This window comes from Caulobacter sp. GW821-FHT09A05, from assembly GCF_059418465.1.
This window is the reverse complement of the sequence record NZ_JBWKPX010000027.1, coordinates 14662-34642: the sequence shown is the minus strand read 5'-3', so window position 1 is coordinate 34642 and position 19981 is coordinate 14662. Positions and strand designations below refer to the sequence as shown.

The following is a 19981-nucleotide window of genomic DNA, read 5'->3' as shown; positions in this document are numbered from 1 at the left end:
GAAGCGAGCCGATGTCCATGCTGATCCTCGCCGGCCTCGGCAATCCCGAGCCGAAATACGAGAAGAACCGGCACAATGTCGGGTTCATGGCGGTCGACGCCCTGGCCCGCAAATGGGGCACGGCCCCGTGGCGCTCGCGCTTCCAGGGGCTGGCCTGCGAGGGCCAGGTCCCGACCCCGGGCGGGCCGGTCAAGCTGCTGCTGCTCAAGCCGAAGACCTTCTACAACGAGAGCGGCCGCGCCGTGGGCGAGGCCATGAAGTTCTTCAAGCTGGCGCCCAGCGACGTGATCGTCTTCCACGACGAGATCGACATGGCGCCGGGCCGCTTCCGGATGAAGGCCGGCGGCGGGGCGGCGGGCAATAACGGCGTGCGCTCGATCACCAGCCAGGTCGGCGACGCCTTCCGCCGCGGCCGGATCGGCGTGGGCCATCCGGGCCACAAGGACGCGGTCATGCACTATGTGCTGGGCGACTTCCACAAGGTCGAGCACCAGTGGCTGGACCCGATGCTGGACGCCCTGGCCGACGCCCTGCCCTTCGCGGCGGCCGGCGACGACGAGCGCTACCAGGCCGAGGTGCTGCGCCTGGCCCCCGCGCCCAAGGCCGATCCCAAGAAGGCCGCGCGCCAGGCCGAGTAGGATCACGGCCGATTGACGCCGCGGGCTCCAGCCCACACATACCAGCCTTGGTCTTGGCCAACGCCAAGCTTGGAGCCCTCCCTTCCGATGATCCTGCTCGGCCTGTCGCTGCTGTTCTCGATCGCCCTGTGCGTCCACGTGGTCCGCACGGGCCAGCAGATGTACTGGCTGATGATCATCCTGCTGTTCCAGCCGCTGGGCGGACTGGTCTATCTGATCGCCATCGTCGCGCCGGAATTCCTGGGCGGCGCCAAGGCCCAGAAGGCCCGGCAGGTCGCGCGGCAGGTTCTCGACCCGCAACGCGAATACCGCGAGGCCGGCCAGGCCGTCGACGACACGCCCACCGTCGCCAACCGCGCCCGCCTGGCCGCGGCGGCCGCGGGCCTGGGCAAGCACGCCGAGGCCGAGCGCCTCTACGCCGAGGCCCTGCAGGGCATGTACGCCGACGATCCCCAGCTGCTGCTGGGCCGCGCCAACGCCCTGATCGAACTGGGCCGCGCCGCCGAAGCCCTGCCGCTGCTGGAGGGCCTGAGCGCCCAGTCGCCGGCCGCCCGCACGCCGAACGTGGCCCTGGCCATGGGCCGCGCCTATCACGCCCTGGGCCGCCACGCCGAGGCCGACACCGCCCTGCGTTGGGCGGCGGCCCACCTGCCGGGCTTCGAGGGCATGGCGCGCTATGCGGTGTTCCTGGCCCAGACCGGCCGCAAGGACGAGGCCCGCGAGGCCCTGGCCGAGATCGACAAGCGCCTGGCCAAGACCCATTCGCACTTCCGCAAGGAAGCCCGCGGCTGGCGCGACCTGGCGGCGGCGGCGGTGAGCGCCTAGCGCCGCTCCCGACTTTCCCCGATCAGCATGTGGCCCAGCCAGCTGACCACGCCGACCACCACCGAGCCGAAGATCCCGGCCCACAGGCCGTCGACCACGAAGCCCTTCAGCAGCCAGCCGACCAGGCCCAGCATCGCGGCGTTCACCACCAGCAGAAACAGGCCCAGGGTCACCACCGTGATCGGCAGGGTCAGCACCAGGACCACCGGCCGGACGATGGCGTTGACCACGCCCAGCAGGACCGCGGCGATCAGCAGGCTGGTCCAGCCGCCCGGCGCGGCCACGCCCGGCACGATTTCGCACGCCAGCCACAGGCCGAGGGCCGCGACCAGGGCGCGGAGGATGAAGCGCGTCACGGGAAGTCTCCTTGGCGTCAAGCGCGACCATTAGAGGCGCAAGACCCCTGTCCCAGCAAGGCCCGGCTTCGGCGGCGAGACGATCGAGGCCCTGGCGCGCCCGAGGAGCGGACGCCCGCCGATCGCGAAGCCACCCCCGCGCCCGGACCGGGCTTTCCGTCGCGTCCGCCTGACATTTTTGGCTTGAACTTTTGAGAATGAACGTTCATTCTCACTTTCGAAGCGCCAATACCCGAGTCCGGGTGTCGGACATTACAAATACGTTATCGACCTTATCTTGGCCGCAACGCATTCCTATCTGACCCATTCCGGTGGGGATGACGGCGCGCGATTGACGGGCGGATCCGCACCCAAGGGGATAGTTTCTATGGCCGTGAATTCTCTATCGGTGATGTCGCCGGACGGCGGCCTGTCGCGTTACCTCACCGAAATCCGCAAGTTCCCGATGCTGGCCAAGGACGAGGAGTTCATGCTCGCCCAGCGCTGGAAGGAGCATCAGGACAGCGAGGCGGCCCACAAGATGGTCACCAGCCACCTGCGCCTGGTGGCCAAGATCGCCATGGGCTATCGCGGCTACGGCCTGCCGATCGGCGAGGTGATCTCCGAGGGCAATGTCGGCCTGATGCAGGCCGTCAAGAAGTTCGAGCCCGACAAGGGCTTCCGCCTGGCCACCTACGCCATGTGGTGGATCCGCGCCTCGATCCAGGAATACATCCTGCGCTCGTGGTCGCTGGTGAAGATGGGCACGACCGCCGCGCAGAAGAAGCTGTTCTTCAACCTGCGCAAGGCCAAGAGCCAGATCAGCGCCTTCGAGGACGGCGATCTGCGCCCCGAACAGGTCAGCGCCATCGCCACCAAGCTGGGCGTGCTGGACAGCGAGGTCATCTCGATGAACCGCCGCCTGTCGGGCCCCGACGCCTCGCTGAACGCGCCGCTGCGCGCCGACGGCGAAAGCGAGTGGCAGGACTGGCTGGCCGACGACAACCAGGTGTCGCAAGAGACCGTCGTCGCCGAGAACGAAGAGAAATCCCTGCGGATGACCCTTCTGGAAGAGGCCATGGTCGAGCTGACGGACCGCGAGCGCCACATCCTCACCGAGCGCCGCCTGAAGGACGAGCCCACCACCCTGGAAGACCTGGCCTCGCAGTACGGCGTCAGCCGCGAGCGGGTCCGCCAGATCGAGGTCCGGGCGTTCGAGAAGCTGCAGAAGTCGATGCGCGAAGCCGCTATCGCCAAGAACATGGTCGAAGCCTAAGAAGGCTCGAGCCTGAAGAACGGAGCGCCCCGGATCGAAAGGTCCGGGGCGTTTTTCGATGACCGACAACCTGCCCCAACTGCTCTTGCTGCCCGGCCTGCTGAACGACGCCGAACTCTGGCGCGACCAGGTCACGGGCCTGGCCGACGTCGCCCGCTGCCAGGTCGCCGATCTGACACGGGGCGAGAGCCTGCGCGACCTGGCCGAGCAGGTGCTGGCCAGCGCCGAGCCGACCTTCGCCCTGGCCGGCTTCTCGATGGGCGGCTACGTGGCCCAGGAGATCTCCCGGATCGCGCCCGAACGCATCGAACGCCTGGCCCTGATCGACACCGCCATCCGCGCCGACACCCCGGAACGGGCCGCCCAGCGCCGCGCCGTCAACGCCGCGGCCAGCCGCGACGGGGCCTTCCTGGGCGTCGCCGACCGGCTGATGGCCAGCTATGTCGACGCCTCGCGGCTCGGGGACAAGGACCTGACCGGCCGCATCCAGGCCATGACCCAGCGCCTGGGCCGCGAGGTGTTCCTGCGCCAGAACGGCCTGCCCCGCGAGGACGGCGCGGCCGCCCTGCGGGCCCTGCGCTGTCCGATCGTCATCATCTGCGGCGAGCACGACGCCATCACCCCGCTGGCCGGCCAGCACGAGATGGCCCGCGCCATCGGCTGCACGCACATGGTGGTCATCCCGAACGCCGGCCACATGACGCCGATGGAGGCGCCCGACGCGGTCAACGCCGCCCTGCGCCGCTGGCTGGCGCGCGAGGGGCGCTGAGGCTCAGAGCCCCAGCGCCGCCTTCACCGCCCGCCAGTCGACCAGCTTGAAGTTCTGCCGCACGCGCGCCGTGGACGGGGCCTCGCCGTCGACGTCGACATCGTCCTGCATGACGACCAGCCCCTCGGCATAGGGCCCGACGGCGCCGCCCAGCGCCGCGACGCCGTCGGTCCCGGTCACGCCGTCGACGCCCTTGGCGGCCACCACCGAGAAGCGCCCGGCATAGGCCGGCTCGGCGCCGTCGACGCGCCAGACCGCGAAGGCGCTGTCGCCCTGGCTGGAAGCGATCAGCCAGGTCTCCCCGCCCTCGCGCAGCAGGGTCAGGCCCTCGACATCGGGCTTCAGCATGGTCGAGGGAGCGCCGGCCACCAGGACGCGCGCGGCGCCCTTGGCGGGATCCAGGTCGTAGCGCCAGATCCCCTTGGCCTCCTCGCCGATGTAGAGCACGCCCTTGGCGTCGTCGACGACGCAGCCTTCGGTCTGGCTGCCGACCGCGAAGCGCTGCTCCTCGGTCGCCACCGGCTTGCCGTCGGCCCCCACGGCGACGCGCAGCTGCCGCACCTGGCCGTCCGTGCCGTTGACGATGACGATGAAGCCCTCGCCGCGCCGCCCCATGCACAGGCCGTAGGGCTCGGCCAGGTCCAGCGGCGCCAGGCCCCAGGGCTCGACCTTCAGGGTGGCCGGATCCATCAGGTAGAGGGCCGCGCCGATTCGGCCGCGATCGCTGGCCGCGACCAGCACGCGTTCGCCCTTGGCCGTGGCCAATCCGCCACGCAGGTCGACATTGTTCAGCTTGCCATCGGGGATGAAGCCGGTGACGGCCCCGCTCAGGTCGTAGGTGTACAGACCGGCCTGCTTGTCGGTGCCGAAGATCACGACGCGCGACGGGTCCTTGGGATCGACCCAGATCTCGGGGTCGTCGGCCGCGTCCGCGCGTTGCGTCGCCACGGATTGGGTCTCGCCGGCCGCCGGGACCGGCGTTCCGACGCCGACCAGGAGCTTGCCGGAATCCGACCGGGCCTCGGGATCGAACGCCGCGCACCCCGCCAGAAGGAGAGATATTCCGGCCGCCGTCACAAAGTTGAAACAAAACCGTCGAAGAAACATCACTAGCCCCAAGAACGAGGCGAATTTATGCCCCGCCGCGTGAAATCACGTGCGAACGGCCGCGTCAACGGCCGCGCCGGCGATCGGGGATACTGACGATGAAGAAAACCGCACTGTTCGCCTTGGCCGCCTTGGCGCCCCTGACCTTGGCCGCGGGGGCCTCGACCGCCGCCTGGGCCGCCGAGGCCGATGCGCCGATCGCCACGGCCGCCGAAGCGCCGACCACCGCGTCCGAACTGGTCGTCCAGGCCCAGATCGCCTACCGCAACCGTACCGACCAGGCCGCGCCGGTCCTGAACTACGACCTCGACTACTTCCAGCGCTTCGAGCCGCTGACCGCCGGCGACGCCCTCAAGCGCGTGCCCAGCGTCGCCTTCCTGTCGGACGTGCTGGAATCGGACGGCGTACGCCTGCGCGGCCTCGATCCGGCCTATACCCAGATCCTGATCAACGGCGAGAAGGTGCCCGGCGCCGGTTCGGGCTCGGGCGCGTTCGGCTCGGGCGCCGACTCGGCCTTCTTCGTCGACCGCATCCCCGCCGAACTGATCGAGCGCATCGAGATCGTCCGCAGCGCCTCGGCCAACCGCAGCGGCGACGCCGTGGCCGGCGCGATCAACATCGTGCTGCGCGACGCCTACGCCCTGGACGGCGGCTTCGTCCGCGCCGGCGCCCTGATGTTCGACGACAAGCGCATCCGCGAGACCGTCGGCGGCGTCTGGGGCGGCCAGGTCGGCCCCGGCCGCCTGCTGGTCGGCGCCAACCTGCAGGGCCGCCGCAACCCCAAGAACAAGCTCAGCCTGCGCTATGACGAGCCGGGCGCGCCGATCAACAACAGCGAAGTCCAGACGGACGTGCGCAACGGCACCGACTACTCGTTCAACGCCAGCTACCAGGTTCCGCTGGCCGGCGGCGACCTGGACCTGAGCGGCTTCTATGTCCACACCGACCGTTACCAGAACGAGGACTCGATCGAGTACAACAACGACGTCCGCGACAACGCCCACCTGTCGACGCTGAACGACAACGACGTCGACATCGAGCAGGACAGCTGGTCGGTCAACGGCAAGTACAGCCACGACATGTTCGGCGGCAAGACCAGCGTGAAGCTGGGCTACGCCTCGTTCAAGGACAAGGAGGCCGAGTTCGAGGACGAGACCGAATACCTGCGCGACGCCAACCCCTATCCGGACGGCGACCGCATCACCCGCGACAAGTCCAGGACCGACCTGGAGGACACCGAGGTCTCGGCCAAGCTCGAGCACAAGCGCGACATCGCCGAAGACGTGCAGCTGGAATTCGGCGTCCAGTACGAGAAGAAGGAACGCGACCTGCTGGTGACGGAAGTCCCGCGCAACCGCTACAACCTGCCCAGCGCCAACCCGCCGGCCTTCGGTCCCTATGCGGTTATCGACGGCGGCGACGCCGCGTTCGAGCAGACCCGCGTCGATCCCTATGTGATGCTGGACGGCAAGTCGGGCGCGCTGAAGTGGGAAGCGGGCCTGCGCTACGAGACCACCGACGTCACCCTGCAGGACCGTACGGTCCCGTCCACCACCGACGTCGACTACAAGATCCTGCTGCCGTCGGCCTCGCTGCGCTACAACCTCACCGCCGACGACCAGCTCTACGTGTCGGGCGCGCGCACCATCCGCCGCCCCAGCTACGACTACCTGTCGCCGGCCCTGCTGACCGCCGAGCTGGGCGACAACGACTTCATCGGCAATCCACGACTGAAGCCGGAAACCGCCTGGGGCCTGGACGCCGGATACGAGCGCCGGATGGGCAAGCAGGGCGTGGCCGGGGTCAACGTCTTCTACCGCAAGGTCAAGGACCTGATCGAGCTGACCAACACCGGCGACGAAGGCGACGAAGGGCCCGGCACGTTCGTCTATTCGGCCCGCAACACCGGCGACGGCAAGGTCTGGGGGATCGAGTTCGACCTCTCGACGCCGCTGACGGTGATCGGGCTGGAGAACACCGGGGTGTTCCTCAACTACTCGTGGCTCGACAGCTCGGTCGATGACGAGTTCGGCTCGCGCAAGTTCAACAGCCAGTCGGACTATGTGCTGAACGTCGGCTTCATCCAGGACCTGCCGACCTGGGGCGCCGCGTTCGGCGTGACCTACCGCAAGCAGGGCGAGGCCTATAGCCGCGTGGTCGGCGAGGAGGTCACCACCACCTATGGCGGCGACCTGGAGATCTTCCTCGAAAAGCGGATCGGCAAGGACCTGACGATCCGCCTGACCGGCTCCAACCTGCTGGACGCCAACAAGAAGGAAAGCTTCAACAAGTTCACCACCATCGAGGACCAGAACGATCGGTCCTTCGATGAGTACGAACTGGAGCGCGAGAACGCCGGCCCGGTGTTCCAGCTGATCGCCCGCCTGGCGTTCTAGGCTGGCCACGAGGATCCCGAACGACGAAGGGCGGCGTCCGCGGACGCCGCCCTTTTTCGTGGCCGCTCGAAGACCGACCGGTCAGGCCGCGCCGCGGTCGCCGCCGTCTTCGACCAGGAAGCCCATCAGGCCGTCGATGCGCTTGATCAGTTCGGCCCGCGCCATGCCGCCCGCCGTGCAGGCCTCAAGGGCGGCGGCGGCCTCGAACAGGCGGGCGTCCTTGATCGCCTCGCCGACCTTCTTGAGTTCGACCGCCTGGGCGGCCAGGGCCCGCCGGGCCTGGGCCGGGTCGCTGTCCAGCGCCTGGGCGGCCGACTTGACGATCCGCAGGGCCTGGGACAGGCGGGCGGCCGGGGCGCCGCTGGCGTCGGCCTTGCGCTTGCGCGGACCCTTGTATTCAGCCGAGTTGAAGCGGCGGCGGTCGGGACCGACATATTGCACGGCCTCGACCCAGTCGCGGGGCTTCAGCGTCACCGCCTCGAGCCGGCGCTCCAGGTCCTTGATCGTGAACGGCTTGCGCATGAACTCGTGGATGCCCGCGTCCCGGGCCCCGAAGATCGCGTCGGCCGTGGCCTCGGCGGTGCACATGATGATCGGATGCTCGCGGCAGGCCAGGTCGCTGCGGCGGATCTTGCGGGCCAGGGCCTGGCCGTCGCAGCCGCTGGACGCGTGCTCGACGAAGATCAGCATCGGGTCGACCGTGCGGGCCATGCCCCAGCCGGCCTCGGCCGAGACGGCGTGGAAGATCTGGACGTTGCCGACATGGCGCAGCTGGTCGGCGAGCAGGCGAACGGCCGCGGTGTTCGGGTCGACGATCAGCACGCGCTGCATCTTCGCCGCGATACGCTGCAAGGTGCGGATGTTGCCGTCGAACACGAGACCCGGAAGCTCCAGAAAATGACTCGCCCACAGACTAGCCGGGCGATGGTAAAAATCCGCTTAGTCTGCGCCCCTTGCGACAGAAAGTCCCGGATTCAGGCCGCCAGGCTGGCGCTCAGCCCCGCGTCGAAGTCCTGCAGGAGGTCGATCGCGTCCTCGATGTCGGCGACCAGGGGCATGCCGGTCGGGAAGCGGTAGCGCCAGAAGCTGGCGATGTGGGCGATCACCCCGACCTTTTCGCCCAGCGACAGGAACATGTCCGGCGCGCGCAGCAGGAACTCGCGGAAGGCCTGGGGCCTGCCGTTGTCGATCAGGTCGTCGAAGGCCCGGTCATAGACGTCCAGGGCCCGCATGATCGCCTGGCGCTCCAGCAGGATGCCGCGCCGCAGGCGCTTGCGGGTGTCGTCCAGGAAGCGCTGGGTTCCGGCGTCGCGGTTGCCGGTAATCGTCAGCCGGGTGATCTCGCCGCCGACGATGTCCAGCTCGGTCCACAGCCGGGTCAGCATCCACTTGTAATAGAGGAAGCCCTTCCAGCTGAAGACGCCCTCCTTGAAGCTCTCGCCGTCCATGACCAGGGTCTCGCGCAGCGGCTCCAGCCGCTCGTCGACGTCGGTGGACAGCAGGGCCTCGACCAGCCGGGCGGCGTGGGCGCCGGGCACGGCCCGGCCGGCGTCGCGATAGGCCAGGTCGATCAGCAGCGAGATCTGGGCCGAGACGAAGCTCTGCATCTGTTCCATGTCGGCGGTCGACAGGGCGAAATAGCTGGAGGCCACCGACAGGCCGTGACGGCGCAGGTGCTCGCGCAGCAGGAACGGGTCCAGGGACGGCAGCTGGTCGATCAGGCGCAGGGTGGCCAGGTCGCGCGCCATGTCGGTGTGTTCGTTGCAGGCCTCGCGCAGCAGGTCCACCCAGCCGCGCTGCCCCACGAAGAACGACTGACCGCCCAGGCCCAGGTCGCTGCGCTCGAACGGGATGATGATCTTGGTGGCGTTGGGCCGGATCTCGTCGAACAGGAAGATGTCGTCGGCCCGCAGGCGATGCTTGACCACCAGGGCGGTGTTGAGGATGCGGTTGCGGAACAGCGGCGCCTCGCCGTGTTCGGGCCGGTGGCCGCTGCGCGCCTCGATGGCCAGCAGGTTGAGCACGCGGCTGGTCGAGGCCTCGCGGTCAAGCGCCCGCAGGCTGCGCGTCAGGCGATCCGCCTTGTTGGCGGACTTCATCAAGCGACGCGCGACGGCCAATGGCGACGGACCTCCGTTAGGACCCGGTCGTCATAAACCCCGGCCCGCTAAGCAATCGCTAATCCGCGACAAGCTTGACCGGCGCGGATCTGGCCGGCGCGAGCGTACGCCGCCAGGCGATCGCCTGGATCAGCCCGGCCGGCTGGATCGGCTTGGGTTGGGCGTCGTCAAAGCCAAGGTCGACCAGGCGCTCGATCTCGCCCGACATCGCGTCGGCGGTCAGGGCCACGACCGGAATGTCGGGGCGGCCGCCCTCTCCGCGCCGCAGGCGTCGCAGCGCCTCGACGCCGTCCATGACCGGCATGTGGACATCCATCAGCACCACGTCGAAATCCTCGACCCGCAGCCGCGTCAGGGCCTCGCGACCGTCGCCGGCCGTGGCGACGAGCACGCCGACGGCTTCCAGGATGGCCCGGGCGACGGCCTGGTTGGCCAGGTTGTCGTCGACCACCAGCACCCGCGCGCCAGCCACGTCCGGCGCAACGTCCGGCGCGGCCTCCGACGCCGGCGCCTCGGCCGTCGCCAGGCCCAGGACGACGGTGAAGGTCGAGCCTTCGCCTGGCCGGCTGACCACGCCGATGCGGCCGCCCATCATCTCGGCCAGCTCCCGGCAGATCGACAGGCCCAGCCCGGTGCCGCCGAACCGGCGGGCGATCGACCGGTCGCCCTGGACGAACGGGGTGAACAGCTTGGCCTGCTGCTCCAGGGTCATGCCGATCCCGGTGTCGGACACCGTGATCTCGACGCCGCCGGCCGCACGGGGCGCGATGGCGATGTCGATCCGGCCCTCCTGGGTGAACTTCAGCGCGTTCGAGACCAGGTTCAGCAGGATCTGGCGCACCCGGATCGGATCCCCCGACAGCCAGGGCGGGGTGTCGGGCGCGATCTGCAGCGACAGCGCCAGGCCCTTGAGGCGAGCGGTCTCGCGCCAGACCCGCTGGAGCTGCCGCCCCAGGACCCGGATCTCGAACGGCACGGCCTCGAGCTCCAGCTTTCCCGCCTCGATCTTCGACAGGTCGAGAATGTCGTTGAGGATCGCCATCAACCCGTCGCCCGACTCGACGATGGTCTCCAGATAGTCGGCCTGGCGGGCGTCGAGCTGGGTCGAACCCAGCGCGTGGGCCATGCCCAGGACCCCGTTCATCGGCGTCCGCAACTCATGGCTCATCATCGCCAGGAACACCGACTTGGCGCGACTGGCCTCCTGGGCCTCGGCCTGGGCCTTCTCAAGCGCCAGGGCGTTGGCGCGCAGCAGGCGGGCCGCGTCGATCAGGTAGCCGCCCAGCCCAAACAGCGCCAGGGACGAGGCCAGCGCCTCCATCCACAGCGGCTTGCCGACCGAGAACGGCATGACGCTTAGCGCCAGCACCGGCGGCGGGAGGAGCAGCACCGTCGCCGAACGACTGACGGCGGCGTATTTGAGGCCCTCGACGATCAGGCCCAGCAGGGTGAGCAGGGCCGCGAACTTCATGACCGGCGGGCCAAGCCACCAGGCCAGCAGGGCGGTCGCCGACCAGACGCCGCTGAACGTCAGGGCCGGGGCCAGCCTGGTCCTCAGGGAGGACGGCTTGCCGGCGCGCGCCTCGACGCCGCGCATCAGCCGGATCAGCCACAGCTCCAGGCCCAGGTTGGTCGCCATCCAGGCCAGGGCGGGCGCCGGGCCGAAGATCGCGGCCAGGAAGCCGGCCATCACGACCATGGCGACCAGGCGACTGTTTCGTCCCCGCCGGCTCATGGCCAGGCTGTCGCCGTCGCGGCCGTCGTCGAGAAAGTCGCGCAGCCGCACTCGCCGTTCCTTCATGCCTGAACTTGGGCGAAGCTTGGCCGAACAAGGTTCACAAGCGTTTACCGTGCGGTGGATTGTCACGGCTTTTCGCCCCATCCGGGCGGCTCGCCGAGCGCCCGGAAGGGAAACGGACGGCTAGCCCTGGAAGGGGTCGCGCATCAGGATGGTGTCGTCGCGCTCGGGGCTGGTCGACAACAGGGCCACCGGGGCGCCGATCAGTTCCTCGACGCGGCGCACATACTTGATGGCGTTGGCGTTGAGGTCCTTGAACGAGCGGGCGCCGGCGGTGCTTTCGCTCCAGCCTTCCAGCTCCTCGTAGATCGGCTGGGCGGCCTTCTGGTCGCGCATGCCGGCCGGCAGGTAGTCGACGACCTTGTCGCCGATACGGTAGCCGACGCAGATCTTCAGGGTTTCCAGGCCGTCCAGCACGTCCAGCTTGGTCAGGGCCACGCCGTGGATGCCGTTGATGGCGACGGACTGGCGAACCAGCACCGCGTCGAACCAGCCGCAGCGGCGGGGCCGGCCGGTGTTGACCCCGACCTCGCGGCCGACGGTCGACAGGTGCTTGCCGACCTCATCGTCCAGCTCGGCCGCGAACGGCCCCTCGCCGACGCGGGTGGTGTAGGCCTTGACGATGCCCAGCACGTAGCCGGTGGCCGAGGGCCCCATGCCCGAGCCGGCCGAGGCCTGGCCGGCCACGGTGTTGGACGAGGTGACGAACGGATAGGTGCCGTGGTCGACGTCCAGAAGCGCGCCCTGGGCGCCTTCGAACAGGATCCGGCGGCCGTCCTTGTAGGCCTTGTCCAGCAGCCGCCAGGCCGGCTGGGCGTAGGCCAGGATGCGGGGAGCCAGGGCCATCAGGGCGTCGAACAGCTCGGCGCCGTCGGCTTCCGGCAGGCCCAGGCCGCGACGCAGGGCGCCGTGGTGGGCCAGAAGCCGCTCGATCTTCGGCTTCAGGGCTTCCGGGTCGGCCAGGTCGGCGACCCGGATGGCGCGGCGGCCGACCTTGTCCTCGTAGGCCGGGCCGATGCCGCGGCCGGTGGTGCCGATCTTCTGGGTCGAGGCGGCCTCGCGCGCCTGGTCCAGGTCCTTGTGCAGCGGCAGGATCAGGCAGGCGTTGTCGGCCAGCACCAGCAGTTCGGGCGTGATCGCCACGCCCTGCTCGGCGATCTTGTCGATCTCGGTCAGCAGGTGCCAGGGATCGACCACCACGCCGTTGCCGATGACCGACAGCTTGCCCTGCACCACGCCCGACGGCAGCAGGGCCAGCTTGTAGACCTTGCCGTCGACCACCAGGGTGTGGCCGGCGTTGTGGCCGCCCTGGAACCGCACGACGACGTCGGCCCGGTTGCTGAGCCAGTCGACGATCTTGCCCTTGCCCTCGTCGCCCCACTGGGCGCCGACAACGGTCACGTTGGCCATGTTCAGATATGCCTTGTCACCTGCCGAAAGGCGCCCGCGGCCCTTCGACAGGACTCGGCGGCGGACGTTTCATCTGTTGTGATCGGCGCAGCGGCCCGCCTCGAGGGAGGGCCGCCCGGTTCAGAACTTGTAGACCAGCCGGACCCCGGCGTCGTCAAGCCCCTGGTTCTTGCCCTGGTGGAAGATCTGGCCGTTCGACAGGTGGGTGTAGCTGAGCTCGGCCGACCAGCTGTCGTTTATGTCGTAGCCCAGGGCCAGCTCCGGCTCGAACAGCACATGCGAGCCGAAGTCGATGCGCGTGTAGTAGAGTTCGGTGCGGCGGGCCCGCTCCTCGTCGCTGATGTTCGGGGCGTTGGCGGGCGGCAGACCGGCCTTGCCGTCGGTATAGGCCAGGCCCAGGCCCGGGCGCAGGTAGAAGCCGCCCGGCTGGCCCAGCTCGATCCGCCAGTCGAAGCCGGCCGCCACGAAGTTGGAAGTGTTCTCGCTGTTGATCGAGACCATGGCGTGGACCTGGGGCTTGCCCAGCCAGCGCAGGCTTTCGATCCGGTTCGTGCGGTAGCCCAGGTGGACGTCGACGCCGTCCTCGCGCCCCGCGGCCCCCAGGCCGACGGCGTCGCCGATGAAGGTGACGTCGTGCTTGTAGACGCCGACGAAGGCTTCGCCGGCCAGGGCCGGCGCGGCGACGGCCACGGCGGCGCAAGCCGCGGCGGCGAACAGGGCTTTCTTCACGGTGTATTCCCCAGCGGTCTCTATGGGCCTCTTATGGCTCGAACGGCGTCGCTCGCAAAGGGTTTCGGCGCCGCTTGGCTGGCGATAGACCTAGGCGACATGACCATCGCCCTCGCCGACATCCAAGCCGCCGCCGCTCGCCTCGAAGGCCAGGCCGTCCGCACCCCGCTGATCGAGAGCCCGGCGCTCAACGAACGCCTCGGCGGCCGGGTGCTGATCAAGCCCGAGACCCTGCAGCGGGCCGGGGCCTTCAAGTTCCGCGGCGCCTACAACCGCCTGTCCCAGTTGAACGAGGACGAACGGCGACGCGGCGTCGTGGCCTTCTCGTCGGGCAACCACGCCCAAGGCGTGGCCCTGGCCGCCCAACTGCTGGGCTGCCCGGCCCTGATCGTCATGCCGTCCGACTCGCCGGCGGTGAAGGTGGAGGGCACGCGCGGCTTCGGGGCCGAGATCCGCTTCTACGACCGCTTCACCGAGGACCGGGTCGCCATCGCCGCCCAGATCGCCGCCGAGCGCGGCTGCGTGGTCGTGCCGTCCTACGACGACCCGCACATCATCGCCGGCCAGGGCACGGCGGGGCTGGAGATCGTCGAGCAGGCCCGGGCCCTGGGCGTCGCGCTGGACAAGGTGCTGAGCCCGGTCGGCGGCGGCGGGCTGATCGCCGGCGTCTCGACGGCGGTCAAGGCCCTGTCGCCGGACACGCAGGTCTGGGGCGCCGAACCGGCCGGCTTCGACGAGACCCGCCGGTCCCTGGCCTCGGGCCGACGCGAGACCATCGATCCCGACGCCCGCTCGATCTGCGACGCCCTGCTGACCCCGATCCCCGGCGAGCTGACCTGGCCGATCAACAGCAAGACCCTGTCGGGGATCGTCGCGGTCACCGACGCCGAGGTCGCTCAGGCCATGCGCTACGCCTTCTCGACGCTGAAGCTGGTGGTCGAGCCCGGCGGCTGCGTGGCCCTGGCGGCGGCCCTGGCCGGCAGGATCGACCTAAAGGGCCAGGCGGCGGCGATCGTCTGCTCGGGCGGCAATGTGGATCCGGCGCTGTATGCGCGGGTGCTGGCGGGGGAGATCTGACGCCGAGCCTAGAAGGACGCACGCCCTAGCCGCCGCGTCACGCGCCCGCTAGGGTCCGCGCCAAGATCTGCTCCAAAAGAGAGGCCCGATGAAACGCCTTTTGCTCGCGACCGCCTTGCTCGCCGCTCCCATGCTCGCCCATGCGGCGGATGCGCCCAAGATCGACCCCGCCAGGCTGTCGGCCCACATCAAGGTGCTGTCGTCCGACGCGTTCGAGGGCCGCGGCCCGGCCACGGCCGGCGAGACCAAGACCGTCGACTATATCGTCGGCCAGATGAAGGCGATCGGCCTGGAGCCGGCCGGCGATCCCAAGACCGACGGAACCCGGGCCTGGACCCAGGACGTGCCGCTGGCCAAGTTCGACATCAAGGGCCCGGTCGCCGCCCAGTTCACCGTCGACGGCAAGGCCGTTCCCCTGGCCCAGGGCGAGCAGATCGCCATCCGCGCGGCCATGACCAATGTCGACGCCGTCGCCATCAAGGACGCCCCGATCGTCTTCGTCGGCTACGGCGTCAAGGCGCCCGAGCGCCATTGGGACGACTTCAAGGGCCTGGACCTGAAGGGCAAGGTGCTGGTCGTGCTGATCAACGATCCCGACTTCGAGACCGGATCCGGTGATTTCGGCGGCAAGGCCATGACCTATTACGGCCGCTGGACCTACAAGTTCGAGGAGGCCGCCCGCCAGGGCGCGGCCGGGGTGCTGATCGTCCACGAAACCGCGCCGGCGTCCTATGGCTGGGCCACGGTCAAGAACTCCAACACCAACACGATGTTCGACATCGTCCGCAAGGAGCCCGCCAAGAGCCACCCGCAGCTGGAATCCTGGATCCAGCGCGACGTGGCCGTCGAGCTGTTCAAGGCGGCGGGCCTGGACTTCGACGCCCTGGAGACCCAGGCCCAGTCCCGCGACTTCAAGCCCGTCGAACTGAAGGGCGCGACCTTCTCGGCCGCCTACGCCGTCGACCACGCCGTGATCGTCTCCAAGAACATCGCCGGCCGGATCAAGGGGACGCGAGCCCCCGACGAGACCGTGATCTACAGCGCCCACTGGGACCACCTTGGCGTCGGCCAGCCGGACGCGCGCGGCGACAGGATCTACAACGGCGCGATCGACAACGCCGACGGGATCGCCGCCATCCTGGAGCTGGCCCGCGCCTTCAAGAGCCAGCCGGCCCCACAGCGCTCGATCCTGTTCCTGGCCGTCACCGCCGAGGAGCGCGGCCTGCTGGGCTCGGAATACTACGCGGCCAACCCGCTGTTCCCGCTGTCCAAGACCGTCGGCGACCTGAACATCGACGCCCTGTCGGCCGCCGGCCCGGCCAAGGACATCACCACCTCGGGCGACGGCAAGGTCGACCTGCAGGACCTGCTGGTCGCCAAGGCCAAGGCCCATGGCCGCTACTTCACCCCCGACCCCTCGCCCCAGGCCGGCCACTTCTACCGCTCGGACCACTTCCCGTTCGCCAAGCGCGGCGTGCCGGCCATCTCGGTCGGGTCGGGCGAGGACCTGGTCCAGGGCGGCAAGGAAGCCGGCCAGAAGGCGGAGGAGGACTACACCACCAACCGCTACCACCAGCCGGCCGACGAATGGCGCGCCGACTGGGACCTGACCGGCCAGGCCCAGGACATCGGCCTGTTCTACGAGATCGGCGCGGACCTGGCCAATTCGACCGCCTGGCCGGAATGGCAGGCGGGCTCGGAGTTCAAGGCGCTGCGGGATGCGACCCAGGCGGAGCGGAACTAGCCACCCTTACAGTTGTCATCCCGGAAAGCGCAGGGCGCTTGTCCGGGACCCAGGGGAACCGCACCGCGTCAGCCCAGTCCCCTGGGTCCCGGACAGCCCCTGCGGGGCTTCCGGGATGACAACCTTTTTTGAGCGTATCCAAGAGCGCCCATCGTCTCGGTAATGGGCGAGGTATCTGAATGACAGCCTCCGTCTTCGACCTGTTCAAGCTGGGCGTCGGCCCGTCGAGCAGCCACACCATGGGGCCGATGACGGCCGCCAACCTGTTCGTCGGCCGACTGCGCGACGCCGGCAAGCTTCCCGACGTCACTCGGGTCGAGACGCGGCTCTACGCCTCCCTGGCCCTGACCGGGCGCGGCCACGCCACCGACCGGGCGGTGATCCTGGGCCTGATGGGCTTTGCGCCCGCCACCCTCGATCCCGACGCGGGCGAGGCGGCGCTGCTGGAGGCAAAGGCCGCCCAGTCGCTTAAACTGGGCGGCGAGATCGACATCGTGTTCGACGAGGCGCGCGACATCGTCTGGGCCGGCCACGAACGCCTGCCGCAGCACCCCAACGGGCTCTCCTTTACCGCTTTCGACGCCGCTGGCGTCGTCCTGGCCGAGCGCACCTATTTCTCGATCGGCGGCGGCTTCGTGCGCGACGAGAGCGAGATGGGCCGCAACACGCCGCCCGACGAAGGCCCGCCCGTCCCCCACCCGTTCGAGAGCGGCGCCGACCTGCTGCAGCGCGCCGCCGACGCCGGCCTGTCGATCGCCGGGGTGATGGGCGCCAACGAGCTGGCGCGGATGGAGCCGGCGGAGCTGGACGCCGGCCTGGACCGCATCTTCCAGGCCATGGAGGCCTGCATCGACCGCGGCATGCGCGAGACCGGGATCCTGCCCGGCGGTCTGGCGGTCAAGCGCCGGGCGCGCCAGATCCACCAGACCATCCAGGGCCGGATGGAGCGCCAGATCAGCGACCCGCTGGCGGCCATGGACTTCGTCAACCTGTGGGCCATGGCGGTCAACGAGGAGAACGCGGCCGGCGGCCGGGTGGTCACGGCCCCGACCAACGGCGCGGCGGGCCTGATCCCGGCGGTGCTGCGCTTCTACCACCGGTTCCACCAGGGCACGCCGCAGGGGGTGCGGGTGTTCCTGCTGACGGCGGCGGCGATCGGCGCGCTCTACAAGCGCAACGCCTCGATCAGCGGCGCCGAGGTCGGCTGCCAGGGCGAGGTGGGGGTCGCCTGCTCGATGGCCGCGGCCGGCCTGTGCGCGGCCCTCGGCGGCACCAACGACCAGATCGAGAACGCCGCCGAGATCGGCATGGAACACAATCTCGGCCTGACCTGCGACCCGATCGGCGGCCTGGTCCAGATCCCCTGCATCGAGCGCAACGCCATGGGCGCCATCAAGGCCATCGACGCCGCCCGCCTGGCCCTGCTGGGCGACGGCCAGCACTCGGTGTCGCTGGACAAGGTGATCGCCACCATGAAGCGCACCGGCGAGGACATGAGCGAGATCTACAAGGAAACCTCGCTGGGCGGGTTGGCGGTGGGGCTGTCGGTGAACCGGGTGGAGTGCTGACCCCTTGCCCCCGGGCCTTCGCCTTTCCTCATAGGGGCGGAGCACTCCGCTTCTATGAGCGGACAGGCGGCGCACCGCCTTTTCCCTCTTGCTTGGGCTCCCGCCTCTTGCATATGGTGCACCGGAACAAGAGGAGAACAAGCATGAAACTGAAGGTCGGGGCCGCGGACAAATCCGTCGGGTATCTTTACCTGTCTCGCCATCCCGGCCCGGAAACCCATGGCTGCGTGGCGCGCACGCTACGGCTTCACGATCTTGTGCCCGGCTACAAGGGCGCTGACATTCACATCGACCTCGACGCATCCGGCGAGGCCATTGGCATAGAGATCCTGGAATGACCGGAACCATTCGCGCCGGCATCGGCGGCTGGACGTACGAGCCCTGGCGGGGCGGTCCCTTCTATCCCGACGATCTCAAGCAGAAGGACGAGCTGAAGTACGCCAGCCGGCACGTCACCAGCATCGAGATCAACGGCACCTACTATTCCACCTTCAAGCCCAACAGCTGGCAGAAGTGGCGCGACGAGACGCCCGACGACTTCGTGTTCTCGGTCAAGGCCAGCCGGTTCTGCACCAACCGCCGGGTGCTGTCCGAGAACAACGACTCCCTGGACAAGTTCCTGGCCCAGGGCCTGGAGGAGCTGGGTCCCAAGCTGGGGCCCATCAACTGGCAGTTCATGGCCACCAAGAAGTTCGACCCGGTCGATTTCGAGGGCTTCCTGAAGCTGCTGCCCAAGGAGATCGGCGGCCGGCCGGCGCGCCACGCGCTGGAGGTCCGCAGCCCGACCTTCGCCACCCAGCAGTTCTACGACCTGGCGGCCAAGTACGGCGCGGCCATCGTCTACGCGGTCGACGACGAGGAGCCCACCTGGCCCTGCATTGACGAGCCGACCGCCGACTTCACCTATGCCCGCCTGATGTCCAGCAAGGCCGACGAGCCCACGGGCATGACCTCGGACGAGCTGGACGGCATCGCCCGGCAGACGCGCGACTGGGCCAAACGCGGCGACGTCTTCGCCTATTTCATCGCCGGGGCGAAGGTGCGGAATCCCGCCGCGGCCATGGCCCTGATCGAGAAGCTGAAATAGGGCCCAGCCAGAAACGGGGGACACACACTCATGCAGAGGCCTCGCCGACCTGGCCAAGCTTCGGCAAGAGTGTGTGTCCCCTCCTTCGCCCTAGGCTCGCACCGGTTCGCCGGCGGCCTCCGCGGGGTTTTCCAGACACCCCAGCGCGCGCAGGCTCGCCGCGATCGCCTGGTCCAGCGGCGTATGGGGCGCGTCGCCCAGGAACGTCCGGAGCTTGCGGTCGTCCAGCGCCAGCGGCGCCCGCCACAGGTAGCGCATCTCGGCCATTTCGCGGAACAGCGGCACGACCGGCGACAGGGCCGTCACCAGCCACCAGGGAAAGCCCTTGACCGGCAGGTTCGGCTGGTTGGTCACCCGGCGCACCGAAGCCGCCATCTCGCCCCAGGCCAGTTGGTGGCCGCCGAAGTGGAAGACCTCGAAGGCCGCGAGGCGATCGGCCCGGTCCAGCAGCCGGGCCATGGTCTCGGCCAGGTCCGGCAGATAGGCCCAGGCGTGGGCGACGCCCCTGGCCGACGGCTCCGTCACCGACTTCAGCGGCCCGCCCGGCTTGACCACCGCCTGGCCGAACCAGGTGTTGCCGGCGTGCGGTCCGAAGAAGTCGCCGGCCCGGACGATCAGCACCGGCGCCCCCTGGCTCGAGGCCGCCCTCAGCCGCCGCTCCATTTCGACGCGGATCCGGCCCTTGCGGGTGGTCGGGGTCTGCGGCGCGGTCTCGTCGATCCGCGGGAAGGCCTCGGCGCCGAAGTTGTAGACCGTGCCCGGCAGCAGGATCCGCGCGCCCTCGGCCTTGGCGGCGGCGATGGTGCTGTCCAGCATCGGCAGCACCAGCTGGCCCCAGTTGCGGTAGCCCGGCGGGTTGGCGGCGTGGACGATCAGCGCGGCGCCCCGGGCGGCGCGGGCCACGTCGCCCTCGACCATGGCGTCGCCCTGGATCCAGTCGATCCCGGACCGGGGCGGCTGGGCGCGGCGGGTCAGGGCCCGGACGGTCCAGCCGTGGCGGACCAGCGCCGTGGCGACTTCGCCGCCGATGCCGCCGGTCGCGCCGATCACCAGGGCGATGCGTTGTTCAGTCGAGGTCATGTCGGTCTCCGTCGGTCCGCGA

Annotated in this window: 18 protein-coding genes; 10 read left to right on the top strand and 8 right to left on the bottom strand. The window is 69.5% G+C overall.

All coding sequences use genetic code 11. The annotated features are described in order from the left end of the window. The first annotated feature begins 17 nt into the window (after positions 1 to 17). Positions 18 to 638 carry an aminoacyl-tRNA hydrolase gene (gene pth / locus AC07NX_RS20615; RefSeq protein WP_494644413.1) on the top strand — a complete coding sequence of 207 codons (621 nt, stop codon included), beginning with the start codon at positions 18 to 20 and terminating at the stop codon, positions 636 to 638. Between the two features lie 87 nt (positions 639 to 725). After that, positions 726 to 1463 carry a tetratricopeptide repeat protein gene (locus tag AC07NX_RS20610; RefSeq protein ID WP_494644352.1) on the top strand — a complete coding sequence of 246 codons (738 nt, stop codon included), beginning with the start codon at positions 726 to 728 and terminating at the stop codon, positions 1461 to 1463. On the opposite strand, the gene AC07NX_RS20605 is transcribed toward AC07NX_RS20610, so the two are convergent. After that, positions 1460 to 1819 (bottom strand): phage holin family protein, encoded by a 360-nt coding sequence (locus tag AC07NX_RS20605; RefSeq protein WP_494644350.1) that lies wholly within the window; start codon positions 1817 to 1819, stop codon positions 1460 to 1462. The genes AC07NX_RS20610 and AC07NX_RS20605 overlap by 4 nt on opposite strands. 358 nt (positions 1820 to 2177) lie before the next feature. Between AC07NX_RS20605 and rpoH the strand changes: the two genes are divergently transcribed. Continuing rightward, positions 2178 to 3074, top strand: a complete 897-nt coding sequence (gene rpoH / locus AC07NX_RS20600) for an RNA polymerase sigma factor RpoH (RefSeq protein ID WP_089925152.1) — start codon at positions 2178 to 2180, stop codon at positions 3072 to 3074. 58 nt (positions 3075 to 3132) lie between these two features. Beyond that, positions 3133 to 3843 (top strand): alpha/beta fold hydrolase, encoded by a 711-nt coding sequence (locus tag AC07NX_RS20595; RefSeq protein ID WP_494644349.1) that lies wholly within the window; start codon positions 3133 to 3135, stop codon positions 3841 to 3843. Between the two features lie 3 nt (positions 3844 to 3846). Here AC07NX_RS20595 and AC07NX_RS20590 read toward each other — a convergent pair whose 3' ends face one another. Continuing rightward, positions 3847 to 4950 carry a phytase gene (locus tag AC07NX_RS20590; protein ID WP_494644348.1) on the bottom strand — a complete coding sequence of 368 codons (1104 nt, stop codon included), beginning with the start codon at positions 4948 to 4950 and terminating at the stop codon, positions 3847 to 3849. A 98-nt stretch (positions 4951 to 5048) separates the two neighbouring features. On the opposite strand from AC07NX_RS20590, the gene AC07NX_RS20585 reads away from it, so the two are divergent. Next, positions 5049 to 7346, top strand: coding sequence for a TonB-dependent receptor plug domain-containing protein (locus tag AC07NX_RS20585; RefSeq protein WP_494644346.1), 2298 nt, complete (start codon positions 5049 to 5051; stop codon positions 7344 to 7346). An 81-nt stretch (positions 7347 to 7427) separates the two neighbouring features. Here the strand turns inward: AC07NX_RS20585 and AC07NX_RS20580 are convergent, their stop codons facing one another. The 5 genes from AC07NX_RS20580 to AC07NX_RS20560 form a co-directional block, all read right to left on the bottom strand. Further along, positions 7428 to 8222, bottom strand: a complete 795-nt coding sequence (locus AC07NX_RS20580; RefSeq protein ID WP_494644345.1) for a response regulator — start codon at positions 8220 to 8222, stop codon at positions 7428 to 7430. 98 nt (positions 8223 to 8320) lie between these two features. Continuing rightward, positions 8321 to 9445 carry a hypothetical protein gene (locus tag AC07NX_RS20575; protein ID WP_494644344.1) on the bottom strand — a complete coding sequence of 375 codons (1125 nt, stop codon included), beginning with the start codon at positions 9443 to 9445 and terminating at the stop codon, positions 8321 to 8323. A gap of 79 nt (positions 9446 to 9524) precedes the next feature. Then, positions 9525 to 11267, bottom strand: a complete 1743-nt coding sequence (locus AC07NX_RS20570; protein ID WP_494644343.1) for an ATP-binding protein — start codon at positions 11265 to 11267, stop codon at positions 9525 to 9527. Between the two features lie 120 nt (positions 11268 to 11387). Continuing rightward, the gene (locus tag AC07NX_RS20565; RefSeq protein WP_494644341.1) at positions 11388 to 12674 is read right to left on the bottom strand and encodes an adenylosuccinate synthase; all 1287 of its coding nucleotides are present in this window, start codon (positions 12672 to 12674) and stop codon (positions 11388 to 11390) included. Between the two features lie 120 nt (positions 12675 to 12794). Next, entirely contained in the window at positions 12795 to 13403 is a 609-nt protein-coding gene (locus tag AC07NX_RS20560) for an acyloxyacyl hydrolase (RefSeq protein ID WP_494644340.1), read from the bottom strand. 99 nt (positions 13404 to 13502) lie between these two features. On the opposite strand from AC07NX_RS20560, the gene AC07NX_RS20555 reads away from it, so the two are divergent. The 5 genes from AC07NX_RS20555 to AC07NX_RS20535 all read left to right on the top strand — a co-directional run bounded on the left by AC07NX_RS20555 (position 13503) and on the right by AC07NX_RS20535 (position 18879). Beyond that, positions 13503 to 14480 carry a threonine ammonia-lyase gene (locus AC07NX_RS20555; RefSeq protein WP_494644339.1) on the top strand — a complete coding sequence of 326 codons (978 nt, stop codon included), beginning with the start codon at positions 13503 to 13505 and terminating at the stop codon, positions 14478 to 14480. 88 nt (positions 14481 to 14568) lie between these two features. Beyond that, the gene (locus tag AC07NX_RS20550; protein WP_494644338.1) at positions 14569 to 16224 is read left to right on the top strand and encodes a M28 family metallopeptidase; all 1656 of its coding nucleotides are present in this window, start codon (positions 14569 to 14571) and stop codon (positions 16222 to 16224) included. A 179-nt stretch (positions 16225 to 16403) separates the two neighbouring features. Further along, positions 16404 to 17792 (top strand): L-serine ammonia-lyase, encoded by a 1389-nt coding sequence (locus AC07NX_RS20545; RefSeq protein WP_494644336.1) that lies wholly within the window; start codon positions 16404 to 16406, stop codon positions 17790 to 17792. A gap of 143 nt (positions 17793 to 17935) precedes the next feature. Next, on the top strand, positions 17936 to 18130 hold the full coding sequence (locus AC07NX_RS20540; protein ID WP_494644335.1) for a hypothetical protein: 195 nt from the start codon (positions 17936 to 17938) through the stop codon (positions 18128 to 18130). Then, on the top strand, positions 18127 to 18879 hold the full coding sequence (locus AC07NX_RS20535) for a DUF72 domain-containing protein (protein WP_494644333.1): 753 nt from the start codon (positions 18127 to 18129) through the stop codon (positions 18877 to 18879). Before AC07NX_RS20540 ends, AC07NX_RS20535 begins: the two co-directional genes overlap by 4 nt. Before the next feature lie 90 nt (positions 18880 to 18969). Here AC07NX_RS20535 and AC07NX_RS20530 read toward each other — a convergent pair whose 3' ends face one another. Continuing rightward, entirely contained in the window at positions 18970 to 19959 is a 990-nt protein-coding gene (locus AC07NX_RS20530) for an NAD-dependent epimerase/dehydratase family protein (protein WP_494644332.1), read from the bottom strand. Positions 19960 to 19981: the final 22 nt, after the last annotated feature.